Source organism: Sphingomonas sp. GW821-FHT12D09, assembly GCF_058807215.1.
In genome coordinates this window covers 174,057-193,976 of the sequence record NZ_JBXAQL010000003.1, presented here as the reverse complement: position 1 = coordinate 193,976, position 19,920 = coordinate 174,057, and the positions used below count along the sequence as shown (strand labels likewise).

Annotated in this window: 21 protein-coding genes; 9 read left to right on the top strand and 12 right to left on the bottom strand. The window is 67.6% G+C overall.

The window, feature by feature from the left end; translation table 11 throughout:
* Window positions 1–8: 8 nt before the first annotated feature.
* On the bottom strand, window positions 9–992 hold the full coding sequence (locus tag AC1RPL_RS14505) for a L,D-transpeptidase family protein (RefSeq protein WP_493070057.1): 984 nt from the start codon (window positions 990–992) through the stop codon (window positions 9–11).
* A 125-nt stretch (window positions 993–1,117) separates the two neighbouring features.
* On the opposite strand from AC1RPL_RS14505, the gene AC1RPL_RS14500 reads away from it, so the two are divergent.
* Entirely contained in the window at window positions 1,118–1,966 is an 849-nt protein-coding gene (locus tag AC1RPL_RS14500) for an oxygenase MpaB family protein (RefSeq protein WP_493070055.1), read from the top strand.
* Here AC1RPL_RS14500 and AC1RPL_RS14495 read toward each other — a convergent pair.
* The 6 genes from AC1RPL_RS14495 to recF all read right to left on the bottom strand — a co-directional run bounded on the left by AC1RPL_RS14495 (window position 1,963) and on the right by recF (window position 8,603).
* Window positions 1,963–2,382 (bottom strand): septal ring lytic transglycosylase RlpA family protein, encoded by a 420-nt coding sequence (locus AC1RPL_RS14495; protein ID WP_493070053.1) that lies wholly within the window; start codon window positions 2,380–2,382, stop codon window positions 1,963–1,965. The two genes, AC1RPL_RS14500 and AC1RPL_RS14495, sit on opposite strands and share 4 nt — an antisense overlap.
* A gap of 116 nt (window positions 2,383–2,498) precedes the next feature.
* Window positions 2,499–3,287, bottom strand: coding sequence for a DUF4198 domain-containing protein (locus AC1RPL_RS14490; protein WP_493070051.1), 789 nt, complete (start codon window positions 3,285–3,287; stop codon window positions 2,499–2,501).
* 72 nt (window positions 3,288–3,359) lie between these two features.
* Complete coding sequence (locus AC1RPL_RS14485; protein WP_493070049.1) at window positions 3,360–4,310, bottom strand: hypothetical protein; 951 nt, start codon at window positions 4,308–4,310, stop codon at window positions 3,360–3,362.
* A 40-nt stretch (window positions 4,311–4,350) separates the two neighbouring features.
* Complete coding sequence (gene gyrB, locus AC1RPL_RS14480; RefSeq protein ID WP_493070047.1) at window positions 4,351–6,879, bottom strand: DNA topoisomerase (ATP-hydrolyzing) subunit B; 2,529 nt, start codon at window positions 6,877–6,879, stop codon at window positions 4,351–4,353.
* A 70-nt stretch (window positions 6,880–6,949) separates the two neighbouring features.
* Entirely contained in the window at window positions 6,950–7,477 is a 528-nt protein-coding gene (locus tag AC1RPL_RS14475) for an energy transducer TonB (protein WP_493070045.1), read from the bottom strand.
* A gap of 58 nt (window positions 7,478–7,535) precedes the next feature.
* The gene (gene recF, locus AC1RPL_RS14470; protein WP_493070043.1) at window positions 7,536–8,603 is read right to left on the bottom strand and encodes a DNA replication/repair protein RecF; all 1,068 of its coding nucleotides are present in this window, start codon (window positions 8,601–8,603) and stop codon (window positions 7,536–7,538) included.
* Between the two features lie 76 nt (window positions 8,604–8,679).
* Between recF and AC1RPL_RS14465 the strand changes: the two genes are divergently transcribed.
* Window positions 8,680–9,432, top strand: coding sequence for a hypothetical protein (locus tag AC1RPL_RS14465; RefSeq protein WP_493070041.1), 753 nt, complete (start codon window positions 8,680–8,682; stop codon window positions 9,430–9,432).
* A gap of 26 nt (window positions 9,433–9,458) precedes the next feature.
* Here the strand turns inward: AC1RPL_RS14465 and AC1RPL_RS14460 are convergent, their stop codons facing one another.
* From AC1RPL_RS14460 to AC1RPL_RS14450, 3 genes are all read right to left on the bottom strand, one after another.
* A complete protein-coding gene (locus tag AC1RPL_RS14460; protein WP_493070039.1) occupies window positions 9,459–10,223 on the bottom strand; it encodes a Coq4 family protein in 765 nt (254 codons plus the stop codon).
* A gap of 249 nt (window positions 10,224–10,472) precedes the next feature.
* Window positions 10,473–11,585, bottom strand: a complete 1,113-nt coding sequence (gene dnaN, locus AC1RPL_RS14455) for a DNA polymerase III subunit beta (RefSeq protein ID WP_493070038.1) — start codon at window positions 11,583–11,585, stop codon at window positions 10,473–10,475.
* Window positions 11,586–11,722: 137 nt separating this feature from the next.
* Window positions 11,723–12,385: an outer membrane protein gene (locus tag AC1RPL_RS14450; protein ID WP_493070036.1), complete on the bottom strand. Its 663-nt coding sequence runs from the start codon at window positions 12,383–12,385 to the stop codon at window positions 11,723–11,725.
* Window positions 12,386–12,752: 367 nt separating this feature from the next.
* Here AC1RPL_RS14450 and AC1RPL_RS14445 point away from each other — a divergent pair, with 367 nt between their 5' ends.
* Window positions 12,753–13,400, top strand: coding sequence for a histidine phosphatase family protein (locus AC1RPL_RS14445; RefSeq protein ID WP_493070035.1), 648 nt, complete (start codon window positions 12,753–12,755; stop codon window positions 13,398–13,400).
* The gene (locus tag AC1RPL_RS14440) at window positions 13,397–13,855 is read left to right on the top strand and encodes an invasion associated locus B family protein (protein ID WP_493070033.1); all 459 of its coding nucleotides are present in this window, start codon (window positions 13,397–13,399) and stop codon (window positions 13,853–13,855) included. Before AC1RPL_RS14445 ends, AC1RPL_RS14440 begins: the two co-directional genes overlap by 4 nt.
* A gap of 89 nt (window positions 13,856–13,944) precedes the next feature.
* Here the strand turns inward: AC1RPL_RS14440 and AC1RPL_RS14435 are convergent, their stop codons facing one another.
* Both AC1RPL_RS14435 and AC1RPL_RS14430 read right to left on the bottom strand, forming a co-directional pair.
* A complete protein-coding gene (locus AC1RPL_RS14435; protein ID WP_493070031.1) occupies window positions 13,945–14,328 on the bottom strand; it encodes a DUF4168 domain-containing protein in 384 nt (127 codons plus the stop codon).
* Between the two features lie 103 nt (window positions 14,329–14,431).
* Window positions 14,432–15,310, bottom strand: coding sequence for a LysR family transcriptional regulator (locus AC1RPL_RS14430; protein ID WP_493070029.1), 879 nt, complete (start codon window positions 15,308–15,310; stop codon window positions 14,432–14,434).
* 93 nt (window positions 15,311–15,403) lie between these two features.
* On the opposite strand from AC1RPL_RS14430, the gene AC1RPL_RS14425 reads away from it, so the two are divergent.
* The 5 genes from AC1RPL_RS14425 to AC1RPL_RS14405 all read left to right on the top strand — a co-directional run bounded on the left by AC1RPL_RS14425 (window position 15,404) and on the right by AC1RPL_RS14405 (window position 19,857).
* Window positions 15,404–16,339: an NAD(P)H-binding protein gene (locus AC1RPL_RS14425; protein ID WP_493070027.1), complete on the top strand. Its 936-nt coding sequence runs from the start codon at window positions 15,404–15,406 to the stop codon at window positions 16,337–16,339.
* 79 nt (window positions 16,340–16,418) lie between these two features.
* Window positions 16,419–17,603: a dual-specificity RNA methyltransferase RlmN gene (gene rlmN / locus AC1RPL_RS14420; RefSeq protein ID WP_493070934.1), complete on the top strand. Its 1,185-nt coding sequence runs from the start codon at window positions 16,419–16,421 to the stop codon at window positions 17,601–17,603.
* Window positions 17,604–17,681: 78 nt separating this feature from the next.
* Window positions 17,682–18,422: a sulfite exporter TauE/SafE family protein gene (locus AC1RPL_RS14415; protein WP_493070026.1), complete on the top strand. Its 741-nt coding sequence runs from the start codon at window positions 17,682–17,684 to the stop codon at window positions 18,420–18,422.
* Window positions 18,423–18,439: 17 nt separating this feature from the next.
* A complete protein-coding gene (locus AC1RPL_RS14410; protein ID WP_493070025.1) occupies window positions 18,440–19,123 on the top strand; it encodes a cytochrome b/b6 domain-containing protein in 684 nt (227 codons plus the stop codon).
* Window positions 19,120–19,857: a molybdopterin-binding protein gene (locus AC1RPL_RS14405; protein ID WP_493070023.1), complete on the top strand. Its 738-nt coding sequence runs from the start codon at window positions 19,120–19,122 to the stop codon at window positions 19,855–19,857. Before AC1RPL_RS14410 ends, AC1RPL_RS14405 begins: the two co-directional genes overlap by 4 nt.
* Window positions 19,858–19,920 lie beyond the last annotated feature (63 nt).

Sequence of the window (19,920 nt, the reverse complement as noted above, 5' to 3'; positions counted from 1 at the left end):
GTCCGGCGCTAACGTGCGGTGACCGAGGCGTCCTCCAGCCATCCGCCGACACCCGGATCATTCTCGATCAGTGCGCTGGGATCTTCGGTCGGCGGCGCGAGATCGGCGCCGAGGCCGAGCGAGTCGGGGATCACCACCAGGGTCGTGCCCGGCCCGACCACTTCGGCCAGCGCCCGGCGGAAGGGATCGCTCCCCTGGAAGCGGCCGGCGTCGGGTGCGGCGGCACTGGCGCCTGCAGTGCTTTCGCCGGGCAGCGTCATGCGCTTCCAGCGATAGTCACCCGCGACCACGTCCTGCAGCACATAGGCCTGCATCCGCTCGATCTGCCCGTCGAACGCCACCGGCGCCGATCCGATCTCGACGCCGCCGCGCAGCACCACCATCCGCCGGTCCGCGCCGCTGACCACGATCGAGACCGGGCCGGAGCGCGAGAGTTCGGGCCGCCACACCGCCGGCCCGGCCGGGTAGGCGGGCGACAGCGGATTGGCGCCGATCCGTAGCGCCGGCGCCTGGTTGGTGACGATCACGGTCATGCCCAGCTCGGTTTCGTCGAACAGCAGCCGCGCGAATGCGCTCGGCAGCCGGATGCAGCCATGCGAGGCGGGATAGCCCGGCAAATTCCCGGCATGGAGCGCGATGCCGTACCAGGTCAGCCGCTGCATGAACGGCATCGGCGCATTCGAATATTTGCTCGAGCGGTGCCACTTGGCTTTCTGGAGGATCGTGAACACCCCGGTGGGCGTGCGGTGCCCCTCGCGCCCGGTCGAGATGGTGGAGACCGCGATCGGCACGCCGTTGCGATAGGCAACCACGCGCTGCGTCGCGATGTTCACCACCACCAGCATTGGCCCCCGGGGGGCGATCTCGGGCATCCAGAGGAACTGGCCGGGCCGCAGCCGTTCGACCGAAGCCATCACGCTGCCCCCCGAGATCGGCTGCATCTGCGCGGCGCCCGCGGTGGCGAGCAGGCCCGTGGCGAGGGCGAGCGCCAAAGCGCGGAATCGCTTCGATCGTAACAAGAATCACCCCCGGAATTGGCGTCATGACACCCTATCAGTCTGTCGCCGCAACGAAAACCGGCGGTTGCGGTAAAGCTGTTAGTCCCTAGCTTGGGAGCATGGGTCCGGGACAAGGCATTGCGAAGAGACTGCGCGGCGCGCTGATCGGCCAGGTGCGCGCGGTGTTCAACGACCAGGACAGGGGCGAGAAGCCGGTCCAGCGCAAGCCCGACGAGAGCCTTTTCGGCCCTAAGTCGGTGGTGTGGCGCGTGCACGGCGACGTCACCACGATGATGGTCGGCGGCGTGACTGCCCTGCTGCTCCAGATGCTCCACCCGGCCGTGCTCGCCGGCGTCTGGGACCATTCCACCTTCCGCGGCGACATGCTCGGGCGGTTGCGCCGCACCGCGCGCTTCATCGCGGTGACCACCTATGGCTCGGCGGCCGAGGCCGAGGAGATCATCGCCAAGGTCCGCGAAGTCCATACGCGCGTGAAGGGCGTGCTGCCCGATGGCAGCCCTTACGCCGCCGACGATCCGCACTTGCTCGCCTGGGTCCATGTCACCGAAGCGGTGAGCTTCCTCGACGCCTGGATCCGCTATGCCGAGCCCGACATGTCGATGGCCGACCAGGACAGCTATTTTGCCGATTTCGCCCGCATCGCCGAAGCGCTCGGCACCGTCGATGTGCCCCGCAGCCGGGCCGAGGCCAACGCGCTGATCGCCCGGATGCGCCCCGAGCTGGTGGTGGACGCCCGCACCCGCGAAGTCGCGCGCATGGTGCTCGACCAGCCGGCGCCCAACCCGGCGGTGAAGCCGTTCCAGGCGCTCACCTTCGGCGCGGCGGTCGACCTGCTGCCCGGCTGGGCGCGGACGATGCACGGGCTTTCCGGCGCCGGCCTGGCGACCCCAGCGGTGCGTATCGGCACCCGCGGTGTCGCCAGCACGCTGCGCTGGGCCTTTCGTTAGTCCTGGCCGGTTTCGGTCTCTTCTTCCGCCAGCGCGAGCGAGACGGTACCCCGCCCCCGACGGGCCAGGCCGATCTCGTCTGCCGCGGCGCGCGAGACGTCGATCAGCCGGTCCTTGCCCCAGGGGCCGCGGTCGTTGATCCGCACGATCACGCTGCGCCCGCTTTCGACGTCGGTGACGCGCACGCGCGTGCCGAAGGGCAGGCTGCGATGCGCGGCGGTGAAGTCGCTGGGGTCATAGGCTTCGCCGCTCGCGGTGCGCTTGCCGGCGAAGCGGTCGGCATAATAGCTGGCCTCGCCCGTGGCGATCGCGGCGGCGGGCGCCAGGCCGGGTGCGTTCGCATGGGAGATCGCGCAGGGCGAAAGCAGGATCGCCGCCATGGCGACCGCCACCCCGCGCTCGAACCTTGTCCCCATTGCCCGCACCCCGTCTTGCCCCGAGGTGGGCCTGCCGCCGATCGGTGAACAAATCCACACCGGCGCGCCGATAGTGCGCCATATCGTGGTTGTGCGGCGACGAGCCGCATCTTCGCTCAGGCGGCGTCGAACGCTAGCGTATAGGTGTAGCTGCGATAAGGCGTCGCCGATCCCGCCGGCGCCTCGGTGCGGTGGCGGACCAGCATCAGGTAGACACCCGAATCGACGGGACGCAGCGTGAAATTGCCCTGCGCATCCGACGTCACCGTCGCCGCGATCTTCCTGCCGTCATAATTGCCGGCCGCGCGGAACAGCGTGACTTCGGTGCCCGCGAGCGGCTTGCCGTCGAAGAGCAGCCGGAACCGGGCGTCGCTGCCCGATGCGATCTCGGACGGATGGGTGAGCGGCACCACCTCCAGCGCCGTGCCGGCCGGCTTCAGCGCACCCGCGCTCGGCGCACCGCGCGTGACATAGGCCTCGGCCAGCGTCGTGCTCTGCACCGCCACTTCGCGCGCACCGGCCGGCGGCGCACCGTCCTCGCCGGCAATGATCCACTTGCCCCCGACCGAATACATCTTGCCCGTCCGCCCGAGCCGCTGCCCGGTGGTCAGGCGATAGGTGCCTTCGGCCTTCAGATCGGCCTCGAAGATGGTCAGGTCGCGCAGGTATGTCGGCGCGCCCACCTCGCCGCGCGTGCCGTCCGGCCGGATGAAGTGGAAGGGCGCATCCTTCATCCCGATCTCGGGCACGAACGCATCCTCGCCGAACGACGACGTGACGGTGACGTGGTCGCCCTTGCCAACGTCGAACAGGGTGGGGAGCAGATAGGGCATGTGCGCCTGGGCGGCTGTGCCCAGCGCAACGGCGCTCAGCGCTGCGAGGATCGTGAGTTTGGCAAATCGCATGGCGGCCCCCGTGATGGTGTCGGGGGCGTGCTAATTCTATTGCGACTAACTTTCAATAGCAGGACGCTGACCTTAGTAAAAGGCCTCCGGGTCGCTCGCGGGGAAGCTTTCCTCCAGCGCCTCGTCCAGCTCCGCCTCGCGCGGGTCGGTCGAACGGCCCGCGAGCCACAGCGCCAGGTTGCGGACATAGGTGCGGATAGACGCCTGGGCTTCCGGCGACTGCGCAAGCGCGTCGCCCGGCTGCTCGCTCACGAAGCTCGGGCAGCCCTTGGCCGGATCCCAATTATAGTCGGCGAAGTGATGGAAGGTCGATTGCGCGATCGCCGGGCCGGCATCGGGCGAAGGCTCGAACGCCACGGCGATGTTGAACGCCCGCCCGCTCACCTTGCTCGTGCCGGTGGCGATTACCCGCGCGCCCGCATCCTCCGGCGCGCCGACTGCGCCCTCGTGCGGATGGGAGGGCAGGTAGCGAAGCCGCCCGTCCGGCGCCGCGCGGTCGCGCAGCACCGGATGCGGCGGCTCGACCACCGCTATCTCCTGGAAGTCGCCATTCGCGCCCGAATGATAATTGGGCCACAGGATATCGCTGGTCTCGCGGTCGTCGATCACGCGCCGGCTGGGATCGGGATCGAGATGGCTGCTGTGGAAGAAATGCGCCGCGCCGACGCCCCCCAGCGTGCAGACCGAGCTCCCCAAATCCATATGATCGCGCGAAACCAGCAGGCCACGCCCGGCCGCGCGGAAACGGCCGATCGCCGCGCAATCCTCCGAATCGAGCCCGTCGCCGGTATCCACCGCGAACAGCCAGAGTTCGTCGAAATCCGATTCGTCGATCGACGAGAGCACCGGATCGGGCCCGCTCGGCGTCACCCGGTCGCGCGCCGTCACGTCGCACAGAGGGCCGCCATCCGCATCGGTCAGCCCGGCGAGATAGTCGCGCAGCATCGAGAAGCGGCCGACATGCCAATCGTCCGCAACCGGTGGAATCGTCGTCTGGAGCAGGATGCGGATCGGTGACGGCATGTGATTCTCCCCGGAATTCGAAGACATGCCGTCAGATCGCTCAGACGTCCAGATTGGCCACGCTGAGCGCATTCTCCTGGATGAACTCGCGGCGCGGCTCGACCACGTCGCCCATCAGGCGGGTGAAGATCTCGTCGGCGACATCGGCCTGGTCGACCTGCACCACCAGCATCGATCGGTTGGTCGGGTCGAGCGTCGTCTCCCAGAGCTGCTCGGCGTTCATCTCGCCAAGGCCCTTGTAGCGCTGGATCGCCAGGCCCTTGCGGCCGAACGCCAGGATCGCGTCGAGCAGCTGGCTCGGGCGCGAGACCAGGGCCTCGCCCTTGCCGGCCACCACCGGCACATCCTCTTCACCCTCGACCGGGGCGGGGGCTTCGGCGGTTTCCGCCGCGGCGGTCGCCTTGGACGAGACCAGCTTGGAGGGCAGCAGATATTGCGCCGACTGTTCCGCGGCGAGCCCATGCAGCTTGCGCGCCTCGGCCGAGACCAGGAAGGCTGCCTCGACGATGTGGTGATCGGTCACGCCGCGCCACAGCCGCTCGAAATGATAGGCGCCATCCTCGGTGATCCGCGCCGACCAGCGCGCATCGGCGTCGGCCGCGTCGAGCCGGGTGACGACGGTGGTCAGGCTCGCGGCGCGCTGCTCGCGCGTCGCATTGGGATCGAAGCCGTTGCCCAGCGCCAGCGCTTCGACGATCATCGGATCGTAGCGGCGCGGCACATAGCGCATCAGGGTGCGCATGCGGCGGGCATGCTCGACCAGCTCGCGCAGATCGTCGCCGCTGCGCTGCGTTCCCTGCGTATCGAGCACGGTGCCGCCAACGCCGGCGTCGACCAGATACTGGTCGAGTGCCGCATCGTCCTTCAGATATACTTCCGAACGGCCCTTGCTCGCTTTGTAGAGCGGCGGCTGGGCGATATAGAGGTGCCCGGCCGCGATGATCTCGGGCATCTGGCGGTAGAAGAAGGTGAGCAGCAGCGTGCGGATATGCGCGCCGTCCACGTCGGCGTCCGTCATGATGACGATCTTGTGGTAGCGCAGCTTCTCGATGTTGAAATCGTCGCGGATGCCGGTGCCCAGCGCGGTGATGATCGTGCCGATCTCGCGGCTCGCCAGCATCCGGTCGAAGCGCGCGCGCTCGACGTTGAGGATCTTGCCGCGCAGCGGCAGGATCGCCTGGAAATGGCGGTCGCGGCCCTGCTTGGCGGAGCCGCCTGCGGAGTCACCCTCGACGAAGAACAGTTCGGACTTGGCGGGATCGCGCTCCTGGCAGTCGGCGAGCTTGCCGGGCAGGCTGGCGATGTCGAGCACGCCCTTGCGGCGTGTCAGCTCGCGCGCCTTCTTGGCGGCCTCGCGCGCGGCGGCTGCGTCGATCACCTTCTGGATGATCTGGCGCGCGACGGCGGGATTTTCCTCGAGCCACTCGGCGAGCTTGTCGGCCATCAGCGATTCGAGCGGCTGGCGCACTTCGGACGAGACCAGCTTGTCCTTGGTCTGCGAGCTGAACTTGGGATCGGGCAGCTTGACCGAGACGATGGCGGTAAGCCCCTCGCGCATGTCGTCGCCGGTGAGCGAGACCTTCTCCTTCTTCAGCGCGCCCGACTTGTCCGCATAATTGTTGATCGTGCGGGTCAGCGCCGCGCGGAACGCCGCCAGGTGGGTGCCGCCGTCACGCTGCGGGATGTTGTTGGTGAAGCACAGGACGTTCTCGTAATAGGAATCATTCCACTCCAGCGCGACGTCGATGGTCACGTCGTCGCGGGTGCCCGAGATCGCCACGGGGTCGGGCATCAGCGGCTGCTTGTTGCGATCGAGCCACTTCACGAATGCCGCGATGCCGCCCTCGTAATAGAGCTCGATTTCCTTCACTTCCTCGTGCCGCGCGTCGCGCAGGAACAGGCGGACGCCCGAATTGAGGAAGGCCAGCTCGCGGTAGCGATGCTCGAGCTTCTCGAAGTCGTATTCGGTGATCTTGAAGGTCGTGGGCGAGGCGAGGAAGGTCACGCGGGTGCCCTTCTTGGGGTTGCCATTCTCGTCGACGGCCTTGCCGACCACCTTGAGCGGGGCAACGGCGTCGCCGTACGCGAAGCGCATGTAATGCTCCTCGCCGTCGCGCCAGATATTGAGATCCAGCCACTCGGATAGCGCGTTGACCACCGAGACGCCGACGCCGTGCAGGCCGCCCGAGACCTTGTACGCATTATCGTCCGACGTGTTCTCGAACTTACCGCCGGCGTGGAGCTGGGTCATGATGACCTCGGCCGCCGAGACGCCTTCCTCGGAGTGGATGCCCGTCGGGATGCCCCGGCCATTGTCCTCGACCGAGACCGAGCCGTCCGCGTTCAGCTGGATGATGATCTTGTCGCAGTGGCCGGCAAGGGCCTCGTCGATCGCGTTGTCCGAGACCTCGAACACCATGTGGTGGAGGCCCGAACCGTCGTCGGTATCGCCGATATACATGCCGGGGCGCTTGCGCACTGCGTCGAGGCCCTTGAGGACCTTGATCGAGTCTGCGCCGTAGCTGTTCTGGTTCGGGGTATTATCGGGAGTGGTGTCGTCAATTGCCATGCCGAGTATATAGGGTCGGGCACCGCGAAACGAAAGCAAAATAGGGGGCGCGAGGCCCCCTGCGCCGTGCTTACTGGCTGTCGAAACCGAAGGTGCTGATCGCGGCGGCGTGGATCGGCTTGCCCTTGTAGCTGGCGGGGCTGAACCGGGCGCGCTTCACGAGTGCGGCGCAGGCGGCGACATCCAGCTGCTTGATGCCGCTGCTGCGGTAGATCATGCAGTTGGTCGCGGCGCCCCGCTCGTCGATCTCGTAGATCAGCGTGACGTCGCCGCTGCTGTTGGCCGGCAAGGCATCGACCGGATACTCGGCGGAGGGGAACCAGTCGTCCGGCGTGCCCTTGGCCACTGCCGGAGTGACGGTGGCGGGAACGCCCTTGATGGCGAGCGCGGCGCAGGCGGCCCTGGCCTTGGCGCCGTCCATCTTCGGATCGAGCGGCAGGCAGCTCTCGATCCGGTTCTTGCGGTCGGTGGTGACGGCGAAGGTGTCGCCATCGTGCTGCATCGCCGGATAGGCGCGCATCGCCCTGTCGCCGGGGGCGTTGCCGGGGGTTGCCGGCGCGAGCATCAATGCGGTGCCGAGAATGAGCAATGCGGGCATGATATCCTCCCTCCCGTTGGTGCGCGGATGTTGCGGAGAAACGGGCCCGGCGTCCAGCCTATTCGGCGGCGATCGCGCCGTCGGCGACTCGGTAGCGCGTCGCGCCGCCGGGTACCGCCTCGAACAACGCCGGCTCGGTGCCGGTCATCCATACCTGGCCGCGCCCCGCGAGCCGATCGAACAACGCGGCGCGGCGGCCGGGGTCGAGGTGCGCGGCGACTTCGTCGAGCAGCAGGATCGGCGTGCGGCCGGCGCGGTCGGCGACCAGCTCGGCATGCGCGAGGACGAGGCCGAGCAGCAACGCCTTCTGCTCGCCGGTGGAGCATAGATGCGCGGGCTGGCCCTTCCCCAGATGCGTGACCAGCAGGTCGGCGCGGTGCGGGCCGCTAAGCGTGCGCCCCGCGGCGGCATCGCGGCGGCGCCCGGCGGCGAGCTCGCGCAGCAATGTCTCCCCATCACCCTGCCAGCCTTCGAGCGCCAGTCCGGCGCGCGCGAACGGGCCTTCCGGCTGCGCTGCCAGCCGTTCGGCCAGCGCGGAGACAGTGTCGCGACGGGCGGCGTCGATCGCCGCGCCATGCTCGGCCATCCGCGCCTCGAGCGCGCTCAGCCAGTCGGGATCGGGGGCGCCATCTTCCGACAGCAGCCGGTTGCGCTCGCGCATCGCCGCTTCGTAGCGCGTCGAATGATGCGCATGGCCGGGTACCAGCGCCAGCGTGAGCCGGTCGAGGAACCGCCGCCGCTCGCTCGCGCCTTCGACGAACAGCCGGTCCATCGCCGGCGTGAGCCACAGCACGCTCACCCATTCGGCGAGGATGGTCGCGGCAGAGCCCGCGCCGTTGATCCGCACCAGCCGGCGCTCGGGCGCACCGGCCTGCGTGCCCGTGCCGATGTCCGTCTCGCCCAGTCGCGCCGCGACGCCGAACCCGCCGCTGCCGCCCTGCCGTGCCATCTCGGCGAGCGGCGCGCGCCTGAGGCCCCGGCCAGGTGCCAGCAGCGACAGCGCTTCCAGCACATTGGTCTTGCCCGCGCCATTCTCGCCGCTCAGCACCACGAAGCCGCTGCCGGGCGTGAGCACGGCGTCTTCGTGGTTGCGGAAGTCGGTGAGTACGAGGCGGGACACGGCCATTTCCCGCCGATAGCCGCTATTGCCGCCGCGCGCGACATCGCGGATGATCGCGCGCGTTCAAAAGGGGAAAGACACGATGTTCCGCTCCAAGCTGTTGCTGGCCACGATCCTGGCGCTCGCGCCCATGCCGGCACTGGCCGATGTCACTGCGCGCTATTCGGCGGGCGGCAAGGGGGAGCTGGTCGTCGAAGTCGACGCGGGCGGCAATTCGCGCATCGACATGGGCGGCAAGTTCGCGATCCTGCACCGCGACGGCACCGACTATATCGTGCTCCAGGAGAAGGACGGCCCCAAGGTCTTCGAGCTCCAGGCGATGGTCGACCTGATCAAGGGCTTCATCCCCAAGGAAGCCGATCCCAAGGCCAAGGAGTTCCAGTTCGGCATCGCGCCGGGCGCTGCGGTGGCGATCGCCGGCCAGCAGGGCGCGGCCTGGAAGCTGCTGATGGTCAAGGGCGACGACGAGTCGAAGAAGAAGCATATCGAGATCGTCGTCAGCGCCGATCCGCGGCTCTCGCCGGTCGGCGCGGTGTTCCGCCGCGCCATCGGCACGGTGGCCGATTTCTTCGGCGCGCTCTTCCCCGAGGAGACCGGCTTTTCGGCGCGGCTGACCGAGCTGTTCGGCAAGGGCACGCCGCTGCGCATCACGCCCGTCGAGGAAGGTGCCGCCAAGCCCGAGGGCGCATTGATCGAGTTCAAGTCGCTCGACACCGCCGAGATCGACGCGAAACATTTCGAGCTGCCCGCGCCGGTCACCTCGGCCGACGAGATCTTCGGCGCGATGGATGGGCTGATGAAGCCGGGCGGCGGCAAGATCGAGAACCTGCCCTAAATCGTGGGGGCGGGGCAGGCCGGGGCTTAGATTCCCTGCAGCCCCGCCGCGGCCAGGCTTGCCTGCGCGATCCGGTACTTGGCCGGATCGCCGATGCGCAGCCGGCGGCGGACCTGGTCGAGCGGCTCGTTGAGCAACGTCTCGTAATCCTCGCCGTGCAGCCAGCCGGCCTGCTTGCCATGGGCGTAGCCTTCGATCACCGCGCGGAAGAAATCGAGCTTGCCGGTGATGCGGATGCTCTTCAGCGCCGCACCCAGCCCGATGAACCCCCAGCCGAGCCCGCCGGTCTGCGCGAAGGAGAAGGCGACCAGGCAGGCTTCGCCGAGATGCTCGTCGGCCTGATAGCCGGTGATCACGTGCCACAGGTCATGGATGTCGCGCTCGCGCCGGCCCATCCAGGCATAGGGGTGCTCGACATCGGCATTCTGGAATGCGCCCTCGGCCATGCTGACCTGGACGAGCCCGTCGGCCGAGAAGCCGGTCGAATCGAGGAAGTTGCGATAGGCGGCACCGACGGTGCCTTCGGCGAAGCTGTCGATCCAGGCGCGGTCGGTCAGCCGCTGCGCCAGCTCGACATGCTGATAGGCGATGCGCCCGCCCTCGGGCATGGTCAGCAGCTTGCGATAGCTCTTGCCGGTCGCGTCGCCATTGAGCGCGCGCATGATGCGGAACACCTGCTCGGTGTCGTTGCCATTGGCGAGCAGCCGCCCGAGCGCGCGGAACGCGGTGCCCCATTCCCGCTTCATCGGGACGCCGGGGTTGAAGGTCTGCGGCGCGGGTTGCGTGGCCATGGAAGCGAATCCCTTACTGACAATAGTGTCAATATAGGAGCCGGGTCAGGAAATCAACTCCTGTAAGCGCACAGGGCTGTCGCCCGTTACGTTGTCATCCCCGCGAAGGCGGGGATCCAGGGTAATGGCGTGTGAATCTGCGCATTGAGCGCACGCTTGCCGGACACGACAAGGCATGCCGCGCGCAGCTCTGGTCTTGGCTCTGGATCGCCGCCTTCGCGGGGATGACGACGAAGGTGCGATGCCCGCCTACACCCGCATCGGCATCAGCACGTACAGCGCCGGCGACTTGTCGTTCTCGCGGATCAGCGTCGGCGCCGCGGCGTCGGCCAGATGGACTTCCACCGAATCGCCTTCGATCTGGTTGAGGATGTCCATCAGGTAGCGGCTGTTGAAGCCGATCTCGAAGGGCAGGGCGGCATAGTCGCCGGGAACCTCTTCGGCGGCCGCGCCATTCTCGGGGCTGGTCACCGACAGGATGATCTTGTCGCGCTCCAGCGCCATCTTCACCGCGCGGGTCTTCTCGGTCGCGATGGTCGAGACGCGGTCGACGCCTTCCATGAAGCTCTTCGGATCGAGCTTCAGCAGCTTGTCGTTCGCGGTCGGGATGACGCGGGTATAGTCCGGGAAGGTGCCGTCGATCAGCTTCGAGGTCAGGATCGCCTGGCCCAGGTCGAAGCGGATCTTGGAGTTGGACAGCGACACGCCGATCGAACCGTCGACTTCGTCGAGCAGCTTGCGCAGCTCCTGCACGCATTTGCGCGGGATGATCACACCCGGCATCGCGTCGGCGCCGTCCGGACGGGCCACGGTCACGCGGGCAAGCCGGTGGCCGTCGGTCGCGGCGGCGCGCAGCACCGGGATCGTGTCCTCGGTCACGTGCAGATAGATGCCGTTGAGGTAATAGCGCGTCTCTTCGGTCGAGATCGCGAAGCGCGTCTTGTCGATGATCTGCTTGAGCGTCTCGGCTGGCAGCTCGAACACGGTCGGCAGCTCGCCCTCGGCGATCATCGGGAAATCGTCGCGCGGCAGCGTCGACAGGGTGAAGCGCGCGCGCCCGGCATTGACCGTGATCCGGCCCTCGGCGGCCGAAAGCTCGACCTGCGAGCCTTCCGGCAGCTTGCGGACGATGTCGAACAAGGTGTGCGCCGGCACGGTGACCGAGCCGGGCTGGTCGACTGCGGCCGCAATCGTCTCGTCGATCTGCAGGTCGAGGTCGGTCGCCATCAGCCGCATCGTGCCGCCGGCCTGCGCCTCGATCAGCACGTTCGACAGGATGGGGATCGTGTTGCGCCGCTCGACCACGGACTGGACGTGGCTGAGGCCCCTCAAAAGAGTTGCGCGTTCGATCGTCGCCTTCATCAAGAACCCCCGGGGCTAATTGCCCGAATCTAACCCGGTACCGGGACTAATCCGGTCAATACCCTTAACGGCAAAAAGGGCCGGAGCAAGCGCCCCGACCCTCTTCATGCACACCAAAATGATGCGGTGCGGCCGGTTCAGAACCGGAAGCCGAAGCCCGCCACGATCTGATGGCGATCGGTGTCGACGTTGAACTGGTTCGTCGTCGCGCCATTGGCATATTCGAAATTCGCGTCCTTGTAGTTGGAATAGCGATATTCGAGCTTGGCGTAGGTGTTGCTGCCGATCGACTTCTCCACGCCGGCGCCGACGCGCCAGCCGTCGAGATTATAGCGGTCCTCGAGCCGGCTCGTGCCGTCCGAAGCGAGCAGGTTGAGCTGCGCGTTGGTATAGCCGGCCTTGGCGTAGATCTTGGTGGTGGGGCTGGCGAGGAAGCCGACCCGGCCGCCGACATACAGGTCGCGGCCCGTCTTCACCTGGCCATAGCCGAAGTCGTTGGGATCGGGCGTGTCGTAGCGAACCTTGCCGGTCGCCTTGCTGACTTCGCCCTCGACGCCGATAAAGGCCTTGTCGCCCAGCGGAACGTCATAGCCGATCTCGGCGCCGTACAGGAAACCTTCGGTGCTCTGGTCGTCACCGCGCAGATCCGAATCCTCGGTGCTGCCGGGGCGGAGGATGTCGAGACCGCCGATCACGCCGACATGGAAGCCGCCAGCGTTCGTATCCGAATCCTGGGCGAAGGCGGGGGCTGCGAGTGCCGAAGAGGCGACGAGGGCAGCGACGAAAACAAGCTTACGCATAACAACTCCTTGGGTACTGGCTCGCGAACAAGCGAACGGACGGCTCAACCGGGCTGGGGAGTCGGAAGTTTCATGAACCTCAGATAAACGACTGTTTGCGTTGCCTTTTTGCCACAGCTTCCGCTACGGAAATGGCGATCGTCGCGCGCGGTGCACGGGTCGTCCGTTTGCAGGCACGCTCCCAATTCCGTCATGCTGAACGCGTTTCAGCATCCAAGGTGCGGCAGGCGAAGGCCTCGCATCTCTTTTCCATGGCTCGCCGAGAATTGGATCCTGAAACAAGTTGAGGATGACGATGGGGCGGGGTGGTTATCCCTCGCCAATTTCGCCATTGCCTTTCCCCGCCTGTCCAGGCTTCAACAGCCCCGTGACAAACCACCGCAAAGGCCGCGACTTCATCGCCCGCCACGGCGAGACCGTGTTCAACATCGCCCGGCGCATGCAGGGCGACCATCCCCACACCCCGCTCACTCGCGCCGGCTTCGCCCAGGCGGACCAGATGGGCGCGGCGCTGCGCGAGATCCTGGGGCCCAAGCCCAGGCTGACCATGTGGTCGTCCAGCGCCGGCCGCGCGCTGCAGACGCTGGCGATCATCGCCGAGCATCTCGAGCTCGACTGGCACCAGGCCCGTCACGACGACCGGCTGGTCGAGATCGGCATGGGCGAGTGGAGCGGGCGCTATTATGCCGACCTGATGGCCGAGGCGCCCGGTTTCCTCGATATCGAGGCTGGGCTCTACACGCGCCCGCCGCCGGGCGGCGAATGGTATGACGGGATCGCGGTGCGCGTCTCGTCCTGGCTCGCCGATACCGATGACGATCCCGGCGACCGGCTGGTGATCATGCACGGCATGTCGAGCCGGATCCTGCGCGGCGTGATGACCGGTCAGCCGGCCAGCCCCAAATTCGGCGCACCCGTGTCGCCCGATCTACCACAGGGATCGGTGGTCAGGATCGAGCAGGGTGTCGAGACGGTGGTGCACCTCGGCACCGGGCGCGGGGCGGCGCCGGCATGAGCGCGCTGGCGCTCCTCCTGCTGGCGCAGGCGCGCGTGCCGCTCGGCGTCTATGACAGCTGGGGCGCGTTCCGCGATCCTTCGCCCAGGCGCTGCTTCGCCATCGCGCAGCCGGTGGAGAAATATCGCGAGGCCCGGCCCTTTGCCAGCATCGCGACCTGGCCGCGCGACAATGTGCGCAACCAGCTCCATATCCGGCTGAGCCGCGCACGCGCGCCCAATGCGCGGGTGACGCTGTCGATCGGCGAGCGCCGCTTCGAATTGCAGGCCGGCGATGCCGATGCCTGGGCGCCCGATGCGCGCACCGACGCCGCCATCGTCGCGGCGATGCGTTCGGGGCGCAGCATGAGCGTGGAAACGATGGCCGCGAATGGCGTGCCCTTTGCGGACAGCTACGCCCTCAAGGGCGCCGCCACCGCGATCGACGCGGCCGCGCTGGGATGTGCGAAGGGGTAGGGGCCGCGCCACCTGCCCCCAATTATGACGTAAGAAAAAAGCCCTCCCCACTTTCGTAGGGAGGGCCCATCGTGATTTCTACCGACGGATTACGGCTGCTTGGCAGCCGGCGCCGCGCCGCTGGCGGCCACCTTGGCGGCGGCTGCGGTCTGGATGCGCTTGTTCAGCACGGTGTCTGTCGCCATTGCCTGGCCAATCGCGTTGAAGCGCGCCGGATCGACGCCGGCGTTGGTTGCCGCTGCCGCCATCTTGGCAGGCTTGTCCGCTTCGGGGACCGTGGCGTCCTTCTTGATGTTCTCGATCTCGAGCGCGACGGTGACGAACTGCGCGACTTCGGCGTCGGTCACCGTGGCATTGGTTGCCGGTGCGGCGGCTGGGGCCGGGGCCGGGGCCGTCTGGGCCGCGGTCTGCGCCATGGCGCCCGGCGCGATTGCCAGCGTGGCGCTGGCGAGAAGGGTAGCGATAAGCTTCATTACTGCACTCCAAAAACACTCTAACGCATCCTGTTGAACGCGAAGGGCGTGGCAGGGATGCAACAGGACAAGCCAATCGCGGTGCGTCGTGGCTCCCATGGGATTAGCCGAGATAGGCCTTCAGGCCCGAAACCAGCGCGTCGAACACGGTGCGGACGCGCGCCAGCCCGCGCAGGTCCTCATGGCAGACCACCCAGGTTTCGAGGTCGAACCGGAAGTCTGGCAGCAGCCGGATCAGCCCGTCGCGCGCGCCGATCGGCACCTGGCAGATGCCGATACCCAGCCCGGCGCGGATCGCGGCGAGCTGGGCATGGTCGCTGTCGCTGCGGAAGCTCAGGTCGCCGATGTTCACGGGGAACCCTGCTGCCTGCACTGCGCGCAGGGTCGGCGAATCATGCTCGGGGCCGATGATGCGATGCCCGGCAAGGTCGGCATAGCGCTCGGGAAACGGCCGCCCGGCGAGGTAATCCGGGTGCGCGTGCGCGCCGAGCGGCACCACGCCGATCCGCTGCGCGACCAAAGCCTCCTGGCGCGGCGGCACCATCCGAACGGCCACATCGGCCTCGCGGCGCAGCACGTCCTCGTTGCGGTTGCTGGGGCTGAGCTCGATCGCCAGGCGCGGATGCTGGCGCGCCAGCGCGGCGAGGATCGGCGGCAGCGCCTCCACGGCGATCACTTCGCTGGCCGTGACGCGCACCGTGCCGGCGATTTCGTCGGGTTCGGCCGAGGCAGTGCGAATGAAGGCGTCCGAAGCGTGCGCCATGGCGCGGGCATGCTCGTGCAGCGCCGCGCCCCTCTCCGTGGCGGTGAGCCCACTGGGCGAGCGGGTGAACAGCGGCGTGCCCAGCGCGGCCTCCAGTGCAACGATCCGCGACCGAACGGTCGGTTGCGCAACGTTCAGACGCCGAGCCGCTCCGGAAAGACTCCCGGTCTCGAGCACCGCCAGGAAGGCGCGCTGCTGCTCCCAATCCACGAGGTTCATCAAATATGTGTAGGCCACCTAGCAAGGTTAGGCAATTTCCTTCTATCTGCAAGTCGTCCACCGGTGTGAACTTAGCCACTAAGGGAGACCGGAATGAACAGGACGGCATTGGTGCTCGGCGCCACGGGCGGGATAGGCGGCGAGACGGCGCGGGCATTGCTCGCCAGGGGCTGGAAGGTGCGCGGCCTGGTGCGGGAAATCCGCCCCGGCCTCGATCCCGAGATCGCCTGGTTCGAAGGCGACGCCATGGTCCGCGCCGACGTGATGGCCGCGGCGGAAGGCGTCTCGGCGGTGGTCCATGCGGTAAACCCGCCGGGCTATCGCGAATGGGACAAGCGCGTCCTGCCGATGCTGGACAACAGCATCGCGGCCGCCTTGGCCAACGATGCACGCCTCGCCTTGCCCGGCACCATCTATAACTACGACCCGGCCCAGACCCCGGTCGCCCACCCCGAGTCGGCCCAGCAGCCGGCCACGCGGAAAGGCAATATTCGCAAGGCGATGGAGGCGCGACTCGCGGAGTCGGGCGTCCGCGCCGTGATCCTGCGCGCAGGCGACTATTATGGGCCAAGGCCCGGCAATAGCTGGCTCTCCCAGGGCATGATCGCCGCTGGCAAGCCAGTGACCAAGGTCACCAACCCGGGCCGCAAGGGCGCCGGCCATGCCTGGGCCTATCTCCCCGATGTCGGCGAGACCTTCGCCCGCCTGCTCGACCGAGAGGAAGGGCTCCCCCGCTTCGCCCGCTTCCATTTCGCCGGCCATTGGGACCCCGACGGCAGCACCTTCCCGGCGGCGATCGCGCAGGCGGCGGGGGCCAAGGTGAAGCACGCCCGGCTGCCCTGGGTCCTCCTCCCGCTGATCGCTCCCTTCAACCCGACGATCCGCGAGCTGATCGAGATGCGCCCCTTCTGGAGCCACCCGCTGCGGCTCGACAATCGGGAACTGGTCGCCTTTCTGGGCGAGGAGCCGCACACGCCTTTGGTCGAATCGCTGCGCATCAGCCTCAAAGCGCTGGGGTCACTGGAATAATCGCGCCAGATGGACTATGTGCGCGGCCATGCAGACAGCTTCGGCCGCGACCCCGCCCGTCCACGGGCACATCGAACCTATGCCCATCCCCGGGCACATCGATCCCGTGCCCGTGCCCCGCCCCGCGGTGGTGCGCGAGGACGGCCGTGCCGACCTGATCGGCCTCACCCGCGACCAGATGCGCGCGGTGCTCGCCGATGCCGGGCTCGAGCCCAAGCAGGCCAAGCTGCGCGCCAAGCAGATCTGGCACTGGATCTACAATCGCGGCGCCACCGATTTCTCGGCGATGACCGACATCGCCAAGGCGCAGCACCCCTGGCTCACCGAACGCTTCGTGATCGGCCGCCCGGAAGTGGTCGAGGCGCAGGTCTCGACCGACGGCACGCGCAAATGGCTGCTCCGTTCGGACGACGGCCAGGATTACGAGATGGTCTTCATCCCGGATGCCGACCGCGGCACGCTCTGCGTCTCGTCGCAGGTCGGCTGCACGCTCAACTGCCGCTTCTGCCACACCGGCACGATGCGGCTGGTGCGCAACCTGACGGCCGGCGAGATCGTCAGCCAGGTGATGCTCGCGCGCGATTCGCTCGGCGAATGGCCGAGCCAGCCCGAGGGCCGCATGCTCACCAACATCGTGATGATGGGCATGGGCGAGCCGCTCTACAATTTCGACAATGTCCGCGACGGCCTGGCCATCGTGATGGATGGGGAAGGCCTCGCGCTTTCCAAGCGCCGCATCACCCTGTCGACCAGCGGCGTGGTGCCGATGATGGCGCGTGCAGGCGAGGAGATCGGCGTGAACCTGGCGGTGTCGCTCCACGCGATCACCAAGGAAGTCCGCGACGAGATCGTGCCGATCAACAAGAAGTACGGGATCGAGGAGCTGCTCCAGGCCTGTGCCGATTATCCGGGCGCCAACAATGCCCGGCGCATCACGTTCGAGTACGTCATGCTGAAGGACAAGAACGACAGCGACGCCGATGCACGCGAGCTCGTCCGCCTGCTCAAGAAGTACGACCTGCCCGCCAAGGTGAACCTGATTCCGTTCAACCCCTGGCCCGGCGCGCCCTATGAATGCTCGACGCCGGAGCGGATCCGCTCCTTCTCGAACATCATCTTCGCGGCGGGCATCTCGGCGCCGGTGCGCACGCCGCGCGGACGCGACATCGACGCCGCCTGCGGCCAGCTCAAGACCGCCGCCGAGAAGAAGAGCCGCGCGCAGATGGACCGCGAGGCCGAGGAGAAGATGGCGGCGCTGGGCTAAGGCTCGCTTTTTTCGCGTACCTGCTGCATCTGGGCCCCGGCCTCCCCGGGGAACATCTTGCCGTTCGATCTTGCTTCCATGCTGTTTCCCGCCGCCGCCGGTGTGCTCGGCGGCGCGATGAACGCGCTGGCGGGCGGGGGCACCTTTGCGACCCTGCCCGCGCTGATCGCGCTCGGCCTGCCTTCGAACATCGCCAACGCCACCTCGAACGTCGCCTTGCTGCCGGGCGCGGGGGCGAGCGCCTGGGAATATCGCGACGAGCTGGCGCCGGTGGGCGGCATGTCGGTGCGGGTGCTGGCCGGGATCACCTTCGCCGGCGGGCTGGTCGGCAGCACTTTGCTGGTGCTCACGCCGACGCGCGCGTTCGACCTGATCATCCCCTGGCTGCTGCTCTTCGCTTTCGTCGTGATGGCGTTCGGCCGGCACGCCTCGGACTGGCTGCACGCGCGCGTCACCATCGGGCCGCGCACCCTGATCACCGCGCAGAGCCTGCTCGGCATCTATGGCGGCTATTTCGGGGGCGGCGTGGGGCTGATCACCACCGCGGTCTATGGATTGCTGGCAGCCGCGGACCCGCGCTCGCTCTTCTCGATCCGCACCCTGATGCTCGCGGTGGCGAACTTCGCGGCGGCATTCGTCTTCATCGGCATCGGCATGGTGCGCTGGACGGCCTGCCTGCCGATGCTCGCCGGTGGAATCCTGGGCGGATGGCTGGGCGCGCGGATCGGCAAGAAGCTCTCGCATCGGCTGGTGCGGCTGTGGACGCTGCTGGTGACCGGCGGGACGACCATCGTCTTCTTCGTGCGCGCCTACGGATGATCGGCTAAGGACGGGCCATGCAGGTCTATCGCCACCGGCTGATCACGCGCATCTGGCATTGGGTCAATGCTCTGGCCGTGATCGTGATGATTCCGAGCGGCCTGATGATCTTCAACGCGCACCCCCGGCTCTATTGGGGGCAATATGGCGCGAATTTCGACCATGCCTGGCTGGAGCTGCCGCGCTGGCCCGGCTGGCTTACGCTGCCTTCGACCTACGACCTGGCCGGCGCGCGGCGCTGGCATCTGTTCTTCGCGCTGGTGCTTGCCTTTTCGCTGCTGATCTACCTGCTGTGGAGCCTGGCCAACCGGCATATCCAGCGCGACCTGCGCATCCGCCGCGCAGAACTGAGCGCGGCGCATATCGGCGAAGACTTGAAGGCGCATTGGGCGATGCGCTTCCATGATCCGAGGGACCCGCGCGCCTACAACCTCTTCCAGAAGGCGAGCTATGCCGGCGTGCTGTTCGTGCTGCTGCCGCTGCTGATCTTCACCGGCCTGGCGCTCGCGCCCGGCATGTGGCCGTGGCTGGTCGACATCTTCGGCGGGCGGCAGTCGGCGCGCTCGCTCCACTTCATCGCGATGGCACTGCTGACGCTGTTCTTCGTCGTGCACCTGACGCTGGTGATCCTGGCCGGGCCGGTAGGCGAGGTCCGCTCGATGATCACCGGCTGGTGGAAAGTGCCGGAGGACGAAGCATGATCACCCGGCGCGGCCTGATCGTCACTGGTGGCGCGGCGCTGCTCACCGGCTGCGACGCCTGGACCGACAGCCCGATATTGCTCGGCGCCGAGGATGCGCACCGTTTCCTCCAGCGCTCGGTCAACGGCCGCGCGGCGCTGGCGCACGAATTTCGGCCCGAGCAGCGCAGCCCGCGCTTCCGCTCCAATGGCACCGCCAATCCCGGCACGCCCGAATATAACGCGCTAGTCGCCAACAACTTCGCCGATTGGCGGCTGCAAGTGGGTGGGCTGGTGCAGCGCCCGCTGTCGCTCAGCCTCGCCCAGCTACGCTCGCTGCCGCAGCGCGCGCAGATCACCCGGCACGATTGCGTCGAGGGGTGGAGCGCGATCGGCAAATGGCAGGGGCCGCAGCTGGAGAAGGTCCTCCAGCTGGCGGGCCTGAAGGACGGCGCTCGCTATATCGTCTTCCACTGCGCTGACGTGTTCGGCCAGCGCAAGATCCCCTATTACGAATCGATCGACCTGATCGATGCCTTCCATCCCCAGACCATCCTGGCCTGGTCGATGAACGACCAGCCGCTCGGCGTCGGGCATGGCGCGCCGCTGCGCCTCAGGGTCGAGCGCCAGCTAGGCTACAAGCACGCGAAATACCTCATGCGGATCGAGGCTGTGGCGACCCTGGACGGGATCGGCCGGGGCAAGGGCGGCTTCTGGGAGGATATCGCCGGCTATGAATGGTATGCCGGAATCTGATTCTTCGCATATGCGGAAATATTGCGGAAAAACCGAGCGGCCCTAAGGTGTCGCTACGGGGGG

Excerpts from the sequence above, each read along its gene's own strand:
- AC1RPL_RS14475 (WP_493070045.1), bottom strand. The coding sequence starts at position 7,477 with ATGCCCGCATTGCTCATTCTCGGCACCGCATTGATGCTCGCGCCGGCA.
- AC1RPL_RS14495 (WP_493070053.1), bottom strand. The coding sequence starts at position 2,382 with ATGGGGACAAGGTTCGAGCGCGGGGTGGCGGTCGCCATGGCGGCGATC.
- AC1RPL_RS14440 (WP_493070033.1), top strand. The coding sequence starts at position 13,397 with ATGAGCGCGCTGGCGCTCCTCCTGCTGGCGCAGGCGCGCGTGCCGCTC.
- AC1RPL_RS14435 (WP_493070031.1), bottom strand. The coding sequence starts at position 14,328 with ATGAAGCTTATCGCTACCCTTCTCGCCAGCGCCACGCTGGCAATCGCG.
- AC1RPL_RS14405 (WP_493070023.1), top strand. The coding sequence starts at position 19,120 with ATGATCACCCGGCGCGGCCTGATCGTCACTGGTGGCGCGGCGCTGCTC.
- AC1RPL_RS14500 (WP_493070055.1), top strand. The coding sequence starts at position 1,118 with ATGGGTCCGGGACAAGGCATTGCGAAGAGACTGCGCGGCGCGCTGATC.
- AC1RPL_RS14425 (WP_493070027.1), top strand. The coding sequence starts at position 15,404 with ATGAACAGGACGGCATTGGTGCTCGGCGCCACGGGCGGGATAGGCGGC.
- recF (WP_493070043.1), bottom strand. The coding sequence starts at position 8,603 with ATGGCCGTGTCCCGCCTCGTACTCACCGACTTCCGCAACCACGAAGAC.
- AC1RPL_RS14415 (WP_493070026.1), top strand. The coding sequence starts at position 17,682 with ATGCTGTTTCCCGCCGCCGCCGGTGTGCTCGGCGGCGCGATGAACGCG.
- rlmN (WP_493070934.1), top strand. The coding sequence starts at position 16,419 with ATGCCCATCCCCGGGCACATCGATCCCGTGCCCGTGCCCCGCCCCGCG.
- AC1RPL_RS14490 (WP_493070051.1), bottom strand. The coding sequence starts at position 3,287 with ATGCGATTTGCCAAACTCACGATCCTCGCAGCGCTGAGCGCCGTTGCG.
- AC1RPL_RS14460 (WP_493070039.1), bottom strand. The coding sequence starts at position 10,223 with ATGGCCACGCAACCCGCGCCGCAGACCTTCAACCCCGGCGTCCCGATG.
- AC1RPL_RS14450 (WP_493070036.1), bottom strand. The coding sequence starts at position 12,385 with ATGCGTAAGCTTGTTTTCGTCGCTGCCCTCGTCGCCTCTTCGGCACTC.
- dnaN (WP_493070038.1), bottom strand. The coding sequence starts at position 11,585 with ATGAAGGCGACGATCGAACGCGCAACTCTTTTGAGGGGCCTCAGCCAC.
- gyrB (WP_493070047.1), bottom strand. The coding sequence starts at position 6,879 with ATGGCAATTGACGACACCACTCCCGATAATACCCCGAACCAGAACAGC.
- AC1RPL_RS14485 (WP_493070049.1), bottom strand. The coding sequence starts at position 4,310 with ATGCCGTCACCGATCCGCATCCTGCTCCAGACGACGATTCCACCGGTT.
- AC1RPL_RS14410 (WP_493070025.1), top strand. The coding sequence starts at position 18,440 with ATGCAGGTCTATCGCCACCGGCTGATCACGCGCATCTGGCATTGGGTC.
- AC1RPL_RS14465 (WP_493070041.1), top strand. The coding sequence starts at position 8,680 with ATGTTCCGCTCCAAGCTGTTGCTGGCCACGATCCTGGCGCTCGCGCCC.
- AC1RPL_RS14430 (WP_493070029.1), bottom strand. The coding sequence starts at position 15,310 with ATGAACCTCGTGGATTGGGAGCAGCAGCGCGCCTTCCTGGCGGTGCTC.